General features: G+C 71.0%; 17 protein-coding genes. 10 read left to right on the plus strand and 7 right to left on the minus strand.

All coding sequences use genetic code 11. The annotated features are described in order from the left end of the window. Position 1 precedes the first annotated feature (1 nt). The 6 genes from EV382_RS12545 to EV382_RS12570 all read right to left on the minus strand — a co-directional run bounded on the left by EV382_RS12545 (position 2) and on the right by EV382_RS12570 (position 3,548). The gene (locus EV382_RS12545; protein WP_130401740.1) at positions 2-532 is read right to left on the minus strand and encodes an endonuclease; all 531 of its coding nucleotides are present in this window, start codon (positions 530-532) and stop codon (positions 2-4) included. Next, complete coding sequence (locus EV382_RS12550; RefSeq protein ID WP_130401741.1) at positions 525-1,019, minus strand: WXG100-like domain-containing protein; 495 nt, start codon at positions 1,017-1,019, stop codon at positions 525-527. The genes EV382_RS12545 and EV382_RS12550 overlap by 8 nt, the downstream gene beginning before the upstream one ends. Before the next feature lie 4 nt (positions 1,020-1,023). Further along, the gene (locus EV382_RS12555; protein ID WP_130401742.1) at positions 1,024-1,347 is read right to left on the minus strand and encodes a hypothetical protein; all 324 of its coding nucleotides are present in this window, start codon (positions 1,345-1,347) and stop codon (positions 1,024-1,026) included. Next, positions 1,344-1,766, minus strand: coding sequence for a YbaB/EbfC family nucleoid-associated protein (locus tag EV382_RS12560; RefSeq protein ID WP_130401743.1), 423 nt, complete (start codon positions 1,764-1,766; stop codon positions 1,344-1,346). The genes EV382_RS12555 and EV382_RS12560 overlap by 4 nt, the downstream gene beginning before the upstream one ends. A 77-nt stretch (positions 1,767-1,843) precedes the next feature. Next, complete coding sequence (locus EV382_RS12565; RefSeq protein ID WP_130401744.1) at positions 1,844-2,860, minus strand: sensor histidine kinase; 1,017 nt, start codon at positions 2,858-2,860, stop codon at positions 1,844-1,846. After that, a complete protein-coding gene (locus tag EV382_RS12570; protein ID WP_130401745.1) occupies positions 2,853-3,548 on the minus strand; it encodes a response regulator transcription factor in 696 nt (231 codons plus the stop codon). The genes EV382_RS12565 and EV382_RS12570 overlap by 8 nt, the downstream gene beginning before the upstream one ends. Before the next feature lie 159 nt (positions 3,549-3,707). Here EV382_RS12570 and EV382_RS12575 point away from each other — a divergent pair, with 159 nt between their 5' ends. Then, a complete protein-coding gene (locus EV382_RS12575) occupies positions 3,708-4,787 on the plus strand; it encodes an NAD-dependent epimerase/dehydratase family protein (RefSeq protein WP_130401746.1) in 1,080 nt (359 codons plus the stop codon). Here EV382_RS12575 and EV382_RS12580 read toward each other — a convergent pair. Next, on the minus strand, positions 4,759-6,123 hold the full coding sequence (locus tag EV382_RS12580) for a hypothetical protein (RefSeq protein ID WP_130401747.1): 1,365 nt from the start codon (positions 6,121-6,123) through the stop codon (positions 4,759-4,761). The two genes, EV382_RS12575 and EV382_RS12580, sit on opposite strands and share 29 nt — an antisense overlap. Before the next feature lie 147 nt (positions 6,124-6,270). Here EV382_RS12580 and EV382_RS12585 point away from each other — a divergent pair, with 147 nt between their 5' ends. The 9 genes from EV382_RS12585 to EV382_RS12625 all read left to right on the plus strand — a co-directional run bounded on the left by EV382_RS12585 (position 6,271) and on the right by EV382_RS12625 (position 14,232). Then, positions 6,271-6,948, plus strand: a complete 678-nt coding sequence (locus tag EV382_RS12585) for a glycosyltransferase family 2 protein (RefSeq protein WP_130401748.1) — start codon at positions 6,271-6,273, stop codon at positions 6,946-6,948. Further along, positions 6,945-7,625 carry a TIGR04282 family arsenosugar biosynthesis glycosyltransferase gene (locus tag EV382_RS12590; protein ID WP_130401749.1) on the plus strand — a complete coding sequence of 227 codons (681 nt, stop codon included), beginning with the start codon at positions 6,945-6,947 and terminating at the stop codon, positions 7,623-7,625. Before EV382_RS12585 ends, EV382_RS12590 begins: the two co-directional genes overlap by 4 nt. Continuing rightward, entirely contained in the window at positions 7,622-8,335 is a 714-nt protein-coding gene (locus EV382_RS12595) for a methyltransferase domain-containing protein (RefSeq protein WP_425271891.1), read from the plus strand. The genes EV382_RS12590 and EV382_RS12595 overlap by 4 nt, the downstream gene beginning before the upstream one ends. After that, positions 8,332-9,492 carry a molybdopterin-dependent oxidoreductase gene (locus tag EV382_RS12600; protein WP_130401750.1) on the plus strand — a complete coding sequence of 387 codons (1,161 nt, stop codon included), beginning with the start codon at positions 8,332-8,334 and terminating at the stop codon, positions 9,490-9,492. Before EV382_RS12595 ends, EV382_RS12600 begins: the two co-directional genes overlap by 4 nt. Further along, positions 9,489-9,899 carry a hypothetical protein gene (locus tag EV382_RS12605; protein WP_130401751.1) on the plus strand — a complete coding sequence of 137 codons (411 nt, stop codon included), beginning with the start codon at positions 9,489-9,491 and terminating at the stop codon, positions 9,897-9,899. The genes EV382_RS12600 and EV382_RS12605 overlap by 4 nt, the downstream gene beginning before the upstream one ends. Then, on the plus strand, positions 9,896-10,720 hold the full coding sequence (locus EV382_RS12610) for an S-methyl-5'-thioadenosine phosphorylase (protein WP_425271892.1): 825 nt from the start codon (positions 9,896-9,898) through the stop codon (positions 10,718-10,720). Before EV382_RS12605 ends, EV382_RS12610 begins: the two co-directional genes overlap by 4 nt. Before the next feature lie 57 nt (positions 10,721-10,777). Next, a complete protein-coding gene (locus EV382_RS12615; RefSeq protein ID WP_425271893.1) occupies positions 10,778-11,341 on the plus strand; it encodes a DM13 domain-containing protein in 564 nt (187 codons plus the stop codon). A 171-nt stretch (positions 11,342-11,512) separates the two neighbouring features. Beyond that, complete coding sequence (locus EV382_RS12620; protein WP_130401753.1) at positions 11,513-12,856, plus strand: ricin-type beta-trefoil lectin domain protein; 1,344 nt, start codon at positions 11,513-11,515, stop codon at positions 12,854-12,856. Between the two features lie 89 nt (positions 12,857-12,945). Beyond that, on the plus strand, positions 12,946-14,232 hold the full coding sequence (locus EV382_RS12625; RefSeq protein ID WP_130408747.1) for a ricin-type beta-trefoil lectin domain protein: 1,287 nt from the start codon (positions 12,946-12,948) through the stop codon (positions 14,230-14,232). Positions 14,233-14,658 lie beyond the last annotated feature (426 nt).

Genomic DNA, 14,658 nt, shown 5'->3' on the forward strand with positions numbered 1-14,658 from the left:
TTCAATCCACTACCTCTATTCGGATCGGTGTGCCGTCGGGCAGGTTCTTGATCTGATGCCAGATTTGCCCGCCGACATCCCAGTTTGTTCGACCGTGCAGGAGCTTCAGATTACTAACGTCGTCGGCGCCGCCGAGTTGCAGCTCCCACACGTGGTCGGGCTGCTGCTTGCGGAGCCGGGCAGCGAGTCTGTTCGCCATGTTCTTGTCGTGGGGCCAGTACTTGTCGAAGATCTTCTGCCGGATGCGCTTCTTGTAGTCGGCCGTGATCTTCTTGTCCCGAGCGACCGGGTTCGCCTGCTTGAACAGCTTGCCCTCGTCGCTGAGCTTCTTCAACGCGTTCATCTTGCGGTCAAACTGGCCGCGCGCGTGGAACGACCTGCGCTGCACCTTGATCGTGACCTCGGGCAGATCGTTGTTGCGCACCACCGGCTTGGCGGCGGCCTTCTTCACCGCCGCGCGGACGCCCTTGCCGACCTTCGGCTTGGCCGCGCCACCGCGCTTCTTCGAGCTCTTCGGCGCCCTGCTAGGCATCGAGGAGCTCCTGGATCACCTGGTCGATCAGCAGACCGACGATCTCCCGCGTGATCATCTGGAAGATCGGGATCTCGGCCAGCGTCGCGCCGAACGAGACGGCGGCGGTGGCGATGGCCTGCGCCACCTGGAAGGCGAGGATCGCCAACTGGACGATCACCTGGATCTTCAGCGCGAGGACGATCGCGGCGGCGATGATCAGACCGGTGCCGATCAGCACCGCGGCCTGGGAGTAGTCCGGAAGCGTTCCCGGACCACTCTCCGGGTTGGACCACCACTTCTGGAACGCCTGCACCGACTCGCCCTGGTGTTGCGACCAGATCGCCGCCGCGGCCGAACCGGCCGCCCCGGAGGCGTCGGCGACCGTGCCGGAGAAATCCAGCCAGGCCTGGCCCATCTCGAACAGCTTTTCCTCGTCCGCCTCGGGCCAGGTGAAACCGATCCAGCTCAGTGCCGTGATCAGCTCGCCCGGTAGCTGGAGTCCCATGCCGTCACCCCAACATTCCCTGGATGTCGCGCAGCGCGTTCGTGGCGGCCTCCTCGACCAGCTCGAAGTTGTCGGCCATCCGCGTCAGGTCGCTACCGGCCGAGCCGATCTCCTCGGCGGCCACGCCGATGCAGTCCAGAACCCAGGTGGACGCCTCCGTGTACGCGATGCCGATCAGCGAGCCGATGTCGTCGGCGCCCCACGGCTCGCCGTACCCCTGCATCTGCGCCTCGAAGCTCTCCAGCTGCCCGATGAAGCGTTCGGCGGCGCCAATGACCTCATCGCCCCCGGAGCGCAGCAACGCCGGCTCGACCTCGAAGCCGCTCACCGGGTGCCGCCTCGGGCCATCCGCTCCTGCGCGTCCGTGAGCGCCTGAAGGAACGCTCCGAGTCGCGGCACCGCGGTGTCACGAACCTGTTCCAGCTGCTCAGTCAACTGCGAGAGGTCACCGGCGGCCGGTGTCGGGCCGCCGCCGCGCATCGAGTCGATCGCCGCGTTCACGGCCGCGATCACGTGGTCGCCGACCTCGGCCGAGCCGAGCTGCATCAGCCGTGGATCCACCGTCAGCGACTCCAGTCGGCCATCAGCGCCGAACTCGGCACGGACCTGCCCGTCCGCGGACTCACCGACCCGGCGCAGGCGCGCGGCCTCCTCGTCCTGCGGCGCGGTGCCGGCGGCGCGCAACGCGCCAACCGTCGCGTCCAGCATGCGAGCGAACTCCCCACTCGCCGGCTCATTCACCGACATGCGCCCTCCCTCGACCACATCCGGGACAGGGGAAAGCGTAGTCAGATCCGACAAACGGTGTGGTCCCGCGGACCGCGTCAGGCGGTGGCCAGCCGGACCATGAACTGGCAGCCGTCAGAGGTGTTGCGCACTTCGACCCGGCCTCCATGCGCCTCCACCAGGCCTCGAACGATGGCCAGGCCGAGGCCTCCGGACGCCCCACCGTCGCCAGGACCGGGCGTACGGGCCGGTTCGCCACGGAACGCGATGTCGAACAGCCGGGGAAGGTCGGCTGACGGAATGCCGCCACAGGTGTCGGCGACCGACAGCCAGGCGTGATCCTCCTCCCGGCCAGCTTCGATGCGTACGGTGCCGTCGGCCGGGGTGTAGCGGACCGCGTTGAGCAGCAGGTTCGCCACGACCCGCGCCAACTCCGGTTCGCTCGCGGCGACCGTCGGCCACCCCGTCTCGCTGGCGATCAGCTTGATCCGGCGAGCGTCGGCCAACGGGGTGGTGCTGGCCAGCGCATCCGAGACCACCTCACCGAGCGGCACCGCCGTCAACGACAGCCGCAGCGCTCCGGCGTTGATCCGGGACAGCTCGAACAGGTCGTCGACGAGTCGGGTCATCCGGTCGGTCTCCAGTCGGATGCGTCGGTGGTACTCGTCGACCGTGTCCGGGTCGCGAACCACCCGGTCCTCCAACGCCTCCGCCATGGCCCGCAGCCCGGCGAGTGGAGTCCGCAGGTCGTGGGAGACCCAGGCGACCAGGTCGCGGCGGCCCTTCTCCAGTTGCCGTTCCCGCTCCCGGGCCTGGTCACGCCAGACCGCGGCGCGGGCCAGTCGCCGGCCGAAGTGCCCGCCGACGGCGAGGCTGACCACCGCCGCCGCCGCGACGGTGATCAGGACCACCTCAAGGTCGTGTGCGGAGAGGAACATCGCTTCCGCGACCGCCATCACTCCGACCGCGACGGCGACCACCGTGGTGGTGAGCAGCACGCTGAGATGCACGGTGATCGAGCTGCGGCGCAGCGCGCGCAGCAGCACCGCACCGGCGAGCCCGATGGCCAGTGCCGCGCCGAGGGCGATCGCGAAGATCAGCAGTACGTCACGCATCGGCGGGCTCGTAGCGGTAGCCGACGCCCCAGACCGTCACGATCCGCTGCGGATCGGCCGGGTTGGCCTCGATCTTCTCCCGCAGTCGGCGTACGTGCACGGTCACGGTCGAGTGGTCGCCGAAGTTCCAGCCCCAGACCTGTTCGAGAAGTTCGGCCCGGCCGAACACCCGGGACGGATGCCGCAGGAGGTGGACGAGCAGGTCGAATTCGCGCAGTGTCAGCGCCAGGTCCCGACCGGCGAGGCGGGCGGTTCGGGAGGTCGTGTGCACCACCAGGTCGCCGTCGGTGAGCGCCTCCGGCCGCTCGGGTGGCGTCGCACCGCCGGCCCGGCGCAGCACCGAGCGGACCCGCAGCACCAGTTCCCGGGGGGAGAAGGGCTTGGTCAGGTAGTCGTCCGCGCCGAGTTGCAGCCCGAGGATCCGGTCGGACTCGTCACCGCGGGCGGTCAGCATGACGATCGGTACGCCGTCCGGTCGTACCCGCAGCGCCCGGCACACCTCCAGACCGCTGATCCGGGGCAGCATCAGGTCGAGCACGACCAGGTGTGGCGCCTGACGCTCCACCGCCGCCAGCGCCGCCGCACCGTCCGCCGCGAGGCTCACCTGGAAGCCGTCGTTCTCGAGGTAACGACGGATGACGTCGCTCACGGTCTGATCGTCGTCGACCACCAGCACGCGCTGCGTCACGAACCTTCCCCGTTCCGGCCGGTCAACGTCTCCCCCAGCTGTCCATCGGCCCAGCGTAGCCACGCATCGGGGTCCGCCCGCACCAGCAAACCTTGCGGGGTTCTTACGGCTGCCAGCGCAGGCCCGCGCCGGCGTACGCGGGGTCATACGGTGACCGGAATGCGGATACTTGTCACCGGTGCTGCCGGGTTCATCGGTTCCCACGTCGCCGACCTGCTCACCGACGGCGGGCACGAGGTGGTGGCCGTGGACGCGCTGCTGCCCGAGGCGCACGGCACGACCGCGCCGTCCTGGAGCGAGCGGCACGACCTCGTGGTCGGTGACGTACGCGACGAGGGCCTGCTGACCCGACTGCTGAGCGGGGTCGACGCGGTCTGCCATCAGGCGGCCATGGTCGGTCACGGCATCGACCCGGCGGACGCCCCCCGGTACGCCGCCCACAACGACCTCGCCACGGCCACCCTCCTCGCGGCGATGCACGCCGCCGGGGTGCGCCGGCTGGTGCTGGCCAGCTCGATGGTGGTCTACGGCGAGGGCCGCTACCACTGCGCCACCCACGGAATCGTCCGGCCTGCCGGCCGCCGGGTCGCCGACCTGGCCGAGGGCCGGTACGAGCCGACCTGCCCGCGCTGCGACCGGGCGCTCTCGCCCGGCCTCGTGCCCGAGGACGCACCGCTGGAGCCGCACAGCACGTACGCCGCCACCAAGCTGGCCCAGGAACACCTCGCCGGCGCCTGGGCCCGGCAGACCGGCGGATCGGTGTGGGCCCTGCGGTACCACAACGTCTACGGTGCGCGGATGCCCCGCGACACCCCGTACTCGGGGGTCGCGTCGATTTTCCGGTCGGCTCTGGCCGCCGGCCGGCCGCCCCGGGTGCTGGAGGACGGCCGGCAACGGCGCGACTTCGTGCACGTGACCGATGTGGCCGCGGCCAACCTGCTGGCCCTGATGACGCCGGCACCGGATCCGCTGACGCCGGTCAACGTCTGCTCGGGTGAACCGCACACCGTCGGCGAGTTGGCCCACGAGCTGGCCTCGGCGATGGGCGGGCCAGCGCCGGTGACGGTCGGGGGCGGGCGGGCGTCGGACGTACGGCACGTCGTGGCCGATCCGGCCCGCGCCACCCGGCTGCTTGGATTCACCGCCCGGGTCGGCTTCGCCGCTGGCATCGCGGACTTCACGACCGCCGTGATGCGCGATCCGGCGTCGGTCACGACACCGTCCACAGTAGGTGGTTGACGGCGAGCGCCGTGGCGGCCTGGGCCGCCAACCACCACCGTCGGTGGCCGCTGGGCAGGTGCGCGGTGGCGACCAGCAGCCAGACCGCGAACGGTAGCCAGATCCGCTCGACCTCGGCCTTGCTCAGCCCGGACAGGTCCGCCGCCAGCACGGCCGCCGCCGCCGCGATGGGCAACCACACCGTGGGTCCGGCCGTGGCGATCCGCTGCCGGAGGGCGATCGCGCGCGGTGGGTGCGGTGGCCGGATCGCCACGGCGGCCACCGCACGTCGCAGCGCCGGCCCGACCACCGGGCCGGCGGAGAGCAGCAGGGCGGCGAGATTCGCCCAGACCCAGTAGCCGTAGGGACGCTCCGCCGCCCAGCCCTGGTAGTAGCGGCGTGCCACCAGGTGGTAGCCGTCCAGCCACCAGAAGCCGGCGACGGTGAACACGGCGACGACGGCCGCGACCGCCGTCGCCGCGACCAGGAGCACACCGAGGCGGTCCCGGGCCCGGAGCAGCACCACGGCCAACGCGAGCACCCCGACCAGGACGAACCCGTACGACAGGTAGAGCGCGACGCCGAGGAGCAACCCGCCGACGGCGGCGCCCGGTCGGCCACCGGCCACCAGCAGCGCCAGCCCGGCCGCGACCACCGCGGCGAAGATCCCGTCCGCGGACGCGCCCACCCAGACCGCCCCCGGGAAGAGCACCAGGAACGGCCACACCGCCCGGGCCGCGTCGTCGACGCCGAGCGCCCGCAACGCCACCGGAACCGACACCGAGATCGTGGCTCCGAGCAGCACACAGGCGAGCCCGGCGGCGGTCCCACCGCCCAGGCCGATCCGCTCCAGCCCGACGAAGAACAGCAACGCGCCCGGTGGATGGCCGGCGGTGTGGGTGGACCACGAATCGGGTTGGAAGTCGAGGATCCGGTCGGCGAAGCCGGACAGCATGATGCCGACATCCGTCACCCGGGGCACCTCGTGCAGGTACTCGGCCTGCACGGTGAGCCGCTCGGTCAAGCCAGCGGACCAGCCGTCCACCAGGGCCAACGACAGCGTCCAGAGCACCGAGGCGAGGTAGCCGACGAGCAGCAGTCGTGGCCACGGCGCGTCGGCCCCCCACCGGGTGCCCCGCCAGACGACCACGGCCGCGACGAGAAGCGCGAGAGGGGTGCCAGGCCCCACATGGGGTTGCCAGGAGGCGTAGAGCGGCGCCGCGTCGGCATGCAGCCGCACGCCCTGATGGTTGAGCAGTGCGCCGACGGCGGCGGCGACGGCGAGCAGGGCCACCTCGGCCCCGAGGATGATCAGGTCGGCGGACCGGGGTCGTCCCGGCCGGGTCATCATGGTCATGGTGACGGCCGACGATACGACCTCTGACCAGGCATCCCACCGTCAGACGGTCAGACGTCAGGGAGTCGTAAGATCCGGTGCCGGGTAAGGGATTCGTAAGGAGACAGAGCGGTCCGGACGGCCCGTGGCGGGCCTAGCGTCGCCGGTATGCACACAACCATCGACGTGGTGCTGCCGTGTCTGGACGAGGCGGCCGCACTGCCTGCCGTACTGAGCGCGCTGCCGCCCGGCTACCGCGCCATCGTTGTCGACAACGGCTCCACGGACGGTTCGCCGGTCGTCGCCGCCGAACACGGGGCCCGGGTCGTCCACGAGCCTCGACGCGGGTACGGCGCGGCCGTACACGCCGGCCTGCTGGCGGCGGACGGGGATCTGGTCTGCGTGCTCGACGCGGACGGCTCGTTCGACCCCGCCGAGCTGCCCCGCCTCGTCGCGGCGGTGCTCGACGGTCGGGCTGATCTCGCCGTCGGGCGGCGTCGGCCGATCTCGACGGATGCCTGGCCGTGGCATGCCCGCAGCGGGAACGCGCTGGTCGCGGCGCTGCTGCGACGTCGTGGTGTGCCGGTGTACGACATCAGCCCGATCCGGGTGGCCCGCCGGGCGGCGCTCCTCGAGCTCGGTGTCAAGGACCGCGCGTTCGGCTACCCCCTGGAGTTGCTGCTGCGCGCGGCCGAGGCGGGCTGGCGGATTGTCGAGTTGGACGTCGCGTACGCGCCACGGGCGGCCGGCACCAGCTCGAAGGTCTCCGGGTCGGTCCGGGGCACGGCGCGCGCGACCCGGGATTTTGTCGGAGTGCTGCGTGCCGACGTCGGTGGTGCCCGGTGAATGTCCTGCTCCTGGTCGCGAAGGCACCGGTGGCCGGGCTGGCCAAGACGCGCCTCTGCCCGCCCGCGGATCCCACCCAGGCGGCCCGGGTCGCCGCGGCGTCGCTGCTGGACACCCTCGCAGCGGTACGCGCCACCGCGTCGACGATTCCCGTGCTGGCCCACACCGGTCGATTCGCCGACGCCGAACACAGCGTGGAGCTGACCGCCGCGCTGGCCGGCTGGCACCTGCTTCCGCAGCGCGGCGGCACGTTCGCCGACCGCCTCGCGAACGCCCACGCCGACACCGCTGCCGCATTCCCCGGCCGGCCGGTGTTGCAGATCGGCATGGACACCCCGCAGATCCGGCCGGCCCTGCTGACCACCGCGCTACGGCGGCTCACCGAACACGAGGCGGTGCTCGGCCCGGCACTCGACGGCGGCTGGTGGGCACTGGGGTTACGCGACCCGGCGTACGCGACGGTGCTGCGCGAGGTGCCCATGTCGACCGGAGACACCGGTCGTCGTACCCTCGCCGCGCTGCGCGGGCGGGGCATACACCCGGCGATCCTGCCCGTTCAGCGGGATGTCGACGACTGGTCGACAGCGCTGGCGGTCGCCGCCGACCTGCCCGGCACCCGCTTCGCGGCTGCCGTGGAGTCGGTGGGCGGCCAGGTGGTGAGCGGACGCCGCCGGTGAATTCGACGATCAGTCTCGACGGTTTCGACGTGGTGCTGGGCCGCCTCGCTGGCTGGCCCGCCGACCAAGACGCGTGCGGTACGCCGGTCGCCCCGTCGCCTCCGGCCCCGCCCGACCACTGGCTGGTGCACACCGACGGGCGACGTGACCTGTTGCCGGTGCGGCGCTGGCACGGCCCGCCCGAACCGGCGATCGAGTCCGTCGCCGCCCGCTGCACCGGACCCACCATCGATCTTGGCTGCGGCCCCGGCCGGCTGACCAGGGCACTCGCCCAGCGAGGCCTCGTCGCACTGGGGGTGGACATCTCCGCCGAGGCGGTACGCCTGACCCAGGGCCGGGGTGTGGTCGCGCTGCGACGCGACGTCTTCGCACCCCTTCCCGGCGAGGGGAGGTGGGCACATGCACTGCTCGTCGACGGCAACATCGGCATCGGTGGCGACCCGGTCCGGCTGCTGCGCCGCTGCGGCGCCCTGATCGCGGCCGACGGCACGCTGGTGATCGAGGTGGAGCCCCCGGGGGCCGGGCTGTGGCAGGGACAGGCGTACGTCCTGTCCGGATCGTCCGGCGAGCGGACATCGCAGGGACCACCGTTCGCCTGGGCGCGGGTCGGAGCGGAGGTGGTGGCCCGTACCGCCGCCGCTGCCGGCCTGCGGGTCGCCGACCGTTTCCGGTTCGGTCCACGCTGGTTCGTCGAGTTGGTGCGCTCATGATCCGCCGGCCACGCATCCCCGCACCGGACGACTTCACCGCGCCCTCGCACTCACCGCTGGTCGCCGCCCGGCTCGGCCTCTGGCTCGCGGTGGCGTTCGGGTTGTGTTTCGGCACCGGACTGCTGAGCCACTACATCCAGCACCCGCCGGGCTGGTTCACCTGGCCGACCCGACCGGTCAACCTCTACCGGATCACCCAGGGCGTCCACGTGCTCTCCGGTGTCGCGGCGATCCCGTTGCTGCTGGCCAAACTGTGGAGCGTCTACCCCCGGCTGTTCGTCCGTCCGCCCCGGCGACAGCCGATCCGGTTGTCCACCCACGCCCTCGAACGGATCTCCGTCCTGGTGCTGGTCTGCGCCGCTTTCTTCGAGCTGGTCACGGGCCTGTTCAACGTCGCCCAGTCGTACCCGTGGGGGTTCTTCTTCCCGACCGCGCACTACGCCGTCGCCTGGCTGGTGGCGGGCGCGATGCTGCTGCACGTCGCGGTGAAGCTCCCGGTCGCCCGTACGGCGCTGAGCACCCCACTGCGGCGCAAGAGAGCGCTGGTCGAACCAGGTCGCGACGATCGCGACTCGTCCGAGCGACGGGCGTTCCTGCGGACATCGGCGGGTGTCGCCGGCCTCGCCGTGCTCGCCACCGCCGGGGTCACCGTGCCGTGGCTGCGTCGGGTGTCGCCGCTGGCGTGGCGTTCCGCGTCCGGACCGCAGGGCATCCCGATCAACCGTACGGCGGCTGCCGCACACATCGTCGTGCCACCCGACTGGCGACTGGAGATCGTCTGGCCGGGCGGACGCAGCAGCCTGTCGCTGACCGAACTGGCGGCTCTGCCGCAACGTACGGCGCGGTTGCCGATCGCCTGCGTCGAGGGCTGGAGCGCCTCGGCCCGCTGGACCGGCGTGCCCGTCGTGGAGTTGCTCCGGTGGGCCGGCGCACCGACCGGCCGACCGGTTCGGATCACCTCACTGGAGACCGACGGCCTGTACGCGGCAAGCACCCTCCCGGCGGCCCACGCCAGCGACCCGCTGACCCTGCTCGCGCTGCGGATCAATGGTGAGCAGCTCTCCCCCGACCACGGTTACCCCTGCCGTCTCATCGCTCCGAGCCGACCCGGTGTGCTCCAGACGAAGTGGGTGGCCCGGTTGGAGGTACGACGGTGAGGGCTGTCCGGCTGCTCCTCCTGGTGGTCGGTGCCGCGGCCACGGCGTACGGCGGTTGGCTGCTTCTTCCCCAACTCGGCACCACCCTGCCGTGGCTGCTCGGCGGCCCGGTGCTGCACGACGTCCTGGTGGCACCGCTGGTCGGCCTGGTCGGGCTGGTGCTCGGCCGGCTGGTCACCGACCGGATACGCCGGGCCTGGATCGCCGCGGGTCTGCTGGCCAGCGCCACGTTGCTGCTGATCGCGGTGCCCCTGCTGTGGCGACCCCCGTCGGCGCCGCCGAACCCGGGTCTACCGGACCGCGACTACCCACTGGGGCTCGCTGTCGCGCTGGCCGTCGTCTGGGCCGCGATCGTGATCGTTCTGGTCTTCGCCAAGAAGGGGTACCCATGTCAGCAGGAGAAGTGAGCACGACCGATGGCGCGCCGATCGGTGTGATCGGCGGATCCGGTCTCTACGAGTTCCTCGACGACGTCACCGAAGTCACCGTCGACACACCGTACGGGCCGCCGAGCGACGCGCTGTCCGTCGGGAGTCTCGCCGCGCGGCCGGTGGTGTTCCTGCCGCGCCACGGACGCCGGCACACCCTCCCCCCACACCGCATCAACTACCGGGCCAACCTGTGGGCGCTGCGAGCACTCGGCGTCCGGCAGGTGCTCGCGCCGGGTGCCGTGGGCGGCCTGCGCCCGGAGCTGGGACCCGGGACCCTGGTCGTGCCGGACCAGCTGGTCGACCGGACCACTGGTCGCGAGCAGACCTACTACGACGGAGAGCCCGACAGGGACGGGCAACCATCCCCGGTCGTCCATGTGCCCTTCGCCGACCCCTACTGCCCGGTCGGGCGGGTCACGGTGCTCGACGCCGCCCGGTCCGCTGGTTGGCAACCGGTCGACGGCGGCACCATGGTCGTCATCGACGGTCCCCGGTTCTCCACCCGCGCCGAATCACAGTGGTTCGGCCGGGAGGGCTGGTCAGTCGTCGGCATGACCGGTCACCCGGAAGCGGTGCTGGCTCGCGAACTGGCGCTGTGTTACACCGCGCTGTCATTGGTGACCGACCTCGACTCGGGCGTCGAGGTCGGTCACGGCGTGACCCAGCAGGAGGTGTTCAGAGTCTTCGCCCAGAACGTCGAACGCCTGCGGATCCTGCTCGGCGACGCGGTGCGAACGTTGCCCGCGGACCGGGGCGCCTGCCCGTGCGGCCAGGCGCTGGCAGGTACGCCGTCGTAAGAGTTCCGAAAGGGTTCGCGACGCGTTCGACAACAACCGCGCCCGTACGCTGCGGGGGTGGGAAAACGGATGTTCCGGTCGCCGGTGGTCCGAGCTGGTCTCGCCGCCGCTGTCGTCGTGGTGATGCTGGCCCTCTACTGGTTCCAGCCGTGGAAGTTGTTCACCGACACCTACGTCGACGAGGCTGTCCCCCACGCAGTGACGACGTCGGCCGCTCCCGCCCCGGCGTCCGCGACCCCGGCCTCCGCGGCACCCACGCCCGAGGGGAACACCATCCTGACCGTCGGTGAGTTCATCACCCACGAGCATCGGACGACCGGCAGTGCCGAGATTCACCGACTCGCCGATGGCCGCCACCAGCTGGTCATCCGAGACCTGAACACGTCGAACGGTCCGGATCTGCGGGTGTGGCTGACCGACCAGCCCGTCACCCGAGGCGTGGCCGGCTGGCGGGTGTTCGACGACGGCGAGTGGGTCGAGCTGGCACGGCTCAAAGGCAACAAGGGCAACCAGGTGTACGACCTACCGGCGTCGGTCGACCCACGCGACTTCCGCAGCGTCTCCATCTGGTGCAAGCGATTCGCGGTCTCCTTCGGCGCGGCCGATCTCAAGGGCGTCTGACCGGGTCACCGGGCCGCAATCCGCCCGACACGACATTGACATTCTTCACTGTCTGATCTAGCGTCGGGGCGAATCGATTCGACGCCGCGCCAGGTGTTTCGGCACCGTCCGGCGAACGGTCGCGTGGTGTTCGGGCGCACGGTGTGATCACCAAGTGGCGGGAGCCCCTTCATGACCAGACGTAGACCCATCCTTGGACTTCTCGCGACGGCGGCGGCCGTCGTCGTGACCGTCAGCGCGGCGGCACTGGCCGGCAGCCTGAGCCCCGCGTCGGCCGCGAACGTCGCGGCCGCAGCGACCGCCGGGTGCGGCAAGGCACCCACGTTGACCAGCGGCCAACGGACCATCCAGAGCGGCGGTCAGAACCGCAGCTTCATCCTGCGGATCCCCGACAACTACGACCGGAACCACCCGTACCGGTTGATCTTCGGATTCCACTGGAACGGCGGCACCGCCAACGACGTCGACGGCGGCGGGTCGGACGGCGCGGCCTGGTCCTACTACGGGCTGCGGCAGCAGGCGAACAACAGCACCATCTTCGTCGCTCCCCAGGGCAACGGGAACGGCTGGGCGAACCCCGGTGGCCAGGACGTCACCTTCGTGGACAACATGATCAGCCTGATCGAGGCGGATCTGTGTGTCGACACCACGCAGCGCTTCGCGCTCGGGTTCAGCTACGGCGGCGGCATGAGCTACTCGCTGGCCTGTTCCCGCCCAGGTGTCTTCCGCGCCGTCGCGGTCTACTCCGGTGGGCAGCTCAGCGGGTGCAGTGGCGGCACCCAGCCGGTCGCGTACATGGGAATCCACGGCATCGGCGACTCGGTGCTCAACGTCTCCGCCGGACGGTCCCTGCGGGACACGTTCGTGCGCAACAACGGGTGCACCGCGCAGAGCCCACCCGAGCCGAGAGCGGGCAGTCTGACTCACATCACCACCACCTACTCCGGCTGCCGTTCCGGCTACCCCGTGGTGTGGGCCGCCTTCGACGGCGGGCACACCCCCGGCCCGGTGGACGGCGGCGGGGACAGCGGCGCGAGGACCTGGACCAAGGGCGAGGTGTGGAGGTTCTTCACCCAGTTCGGTAGCACCGATCCCACGACCCCGCCGACGACCACTCCGCCACCGAGTGGCACGTCAGCCCTGCGCAGCACATCCTCCGGACGGTGCCTGGACGTCAACGGCGCCTCCCAGGCCAACGGCGCGGCGGCGATCATCTGGGACTGCCACGGCCAGAGCAACCAGAGCTGGACCTCGACCGCCGCCCAGGAACTGCGCGTCTTCGAGGGCAAGTGCCTCGACGTCAACGGCGCCGGCACCGCGAACGGCACCTCGGTGATCATTTGGGACTGCAACGGCCAGTCCAACCAGAAGTGGCGGTTCAATGCCGACGGCTCGATCACCGGAGTGGGTTCGGGCCGGTGCCTGGACACGGTCGGCAACGGCACGGCCAACGGCACCCGCGTCCAGATCTGGGACTGCACCGGCGCGGCCAACCAACGGTGGAGCCGGAGTTGAGCCCGAAGAGGACCACTGACGCGCAAGGAGACTCAGCTGTGCCACGTCGTAAACACTCCGCCCCCTGGTTGGGGGCAGGCCTGGCGGTCATGGTTCTGGTCGCCGTCGGCATGTACGTCGTCACGACCGTCGCACCGGCGGCCGCGGCCACCACTGCCGGCTGCGGCAAGGCACCCGGGCTGAACAGCGGCACCCACACCATCCAGAGCAGCGGGAAGAGCCGCAGCTTCATCCTTCGGCTGCCGGACAACTACAACAACACCTATGCCCACCGGTTGGCCTTCGGGTTCCACTGGTTGGGCGGCACCGCCAGTCAGGTCGCGTCGGGCGGCACCGACGGGGCCGCGTGGGCCTACTACGGCATGCTCTCGCAGGCGAACAACAGCACGATCTTCGTCGCCCCGCAGGGTCTCAACAACGGTTGGGGCAACTCCAACGGCGAGGACGTGACCTTCACCGACGACATGATCCGCGTGATCGACAACGCCCTCTGCGTCGACACCACACAACGTTTCTCGGTCGGGTTCAGCTACGGCGGCGCGATGAGCTACTCGCTGGCGTGTTCCCGGCCGACGGTGTTCCGTGCGGTCGCCGCAATCGCGGCCCCGGGGGCGATCAGCGGATGCAGCGGCGGCACCCAGCCCGTTGCCTACCTGGGCATCCATGGCATCAACGACAACATCCCCAGCGGGCGGTCGCTGCGCGACAGGTTCGTCCGGAACAACGGCTGCGCCGCGCAGAACCCGCCGGAACCGAGGGCCGGCAGCCTGACCCACATCACCACCGCGTACTCCTGCCAGCCCGGATATCCGGTGCTCTGGGCCGCGTTCGACGGTGGCCACCAGCAAGGCCCGGTGGACGGGTGCGCCGGCTGTGAGAGCGGCGCGCGGAGCTGGGTCAAGCAGGAGGTGTGGCGGTTCTTCACCCAGTTCGGCTCCGATGTGCCGCCCACCACTCCCCCGCCAACGACCCCGCCGGTCGGCCAGCAGAACGTGCTGATCGCCGGCGCCCAGTCCGGCAGGTGCATCGACGTCCCCAACTCCAGCACCAGCAACGGCGCCCGCCCGCAACTGTGGGACTGTCACGGTGGCACCAACCAGCGCTGGACCCACACCGCCAACCGCACCCTGACCGTCTACGGCAACAAGTGCCTGGACGCCAGCGGAGCGGGCACCAGCAACGGCACCGCAGTGATCATCTGGGACTGCAACGGCCAGTCCAACCAACAGTGGAACGTGAACTCCAACGGCACCATCACCGGCGCCCAATCGGGGCTGTGCCTCGACGCCGTCGGTTCCGGCACCGCCAATGGCACGCAACTTCACCTCTGGGCCTGCCACGGCGGCGCCAACCAGCAGTGGAGTGTGCGCACCTAGTACCGCACGCCGTGTCGCAGACGCGCCGCTCGGGACCTGTCCCGGGCGGCGCGTAGCCGTCCGGCGGCCTAGCCGTCCAATGGCGAGAGCGGCCGAGACCGAGCGCGCGGACGGGCAGCACCACAGACACGGCCGTCCTTTGCTCTGCACCCGCCCGCGCACCACGCACGGTCCGTAACTGGCGCATGGGCGGGTGCAGAGCAAAGGGTGAGCCCCGGGCGGCACGCTCCGACCAGCGCCGCCCCAGGCGACACGCTCCGACCAGCGCCGCCCCAGGCGGCACGCTCCGACCAGCGCCGCCCCGGGCCACCGGAGCTACGCCGTCGAGCTGTCGACCAGTCGCTACCTGGCATGCTGATCGTCAGAATCCCCGAAAAGGTCCGGTCCGTCCGGTTCGGTCCGCCAGTCTGAGGGTAGGGCCACATG

Origin of the sequence: Micromonospora violae (assembly GCF_004217135.1) — a bacterium.
Classification (GTDB): domain Bacteria; phylum Actinomycetota; class Actinomycetes; order Mycobacteriales; family Micromonosporaceae; genus Micromonospora; species Micromonospora violae.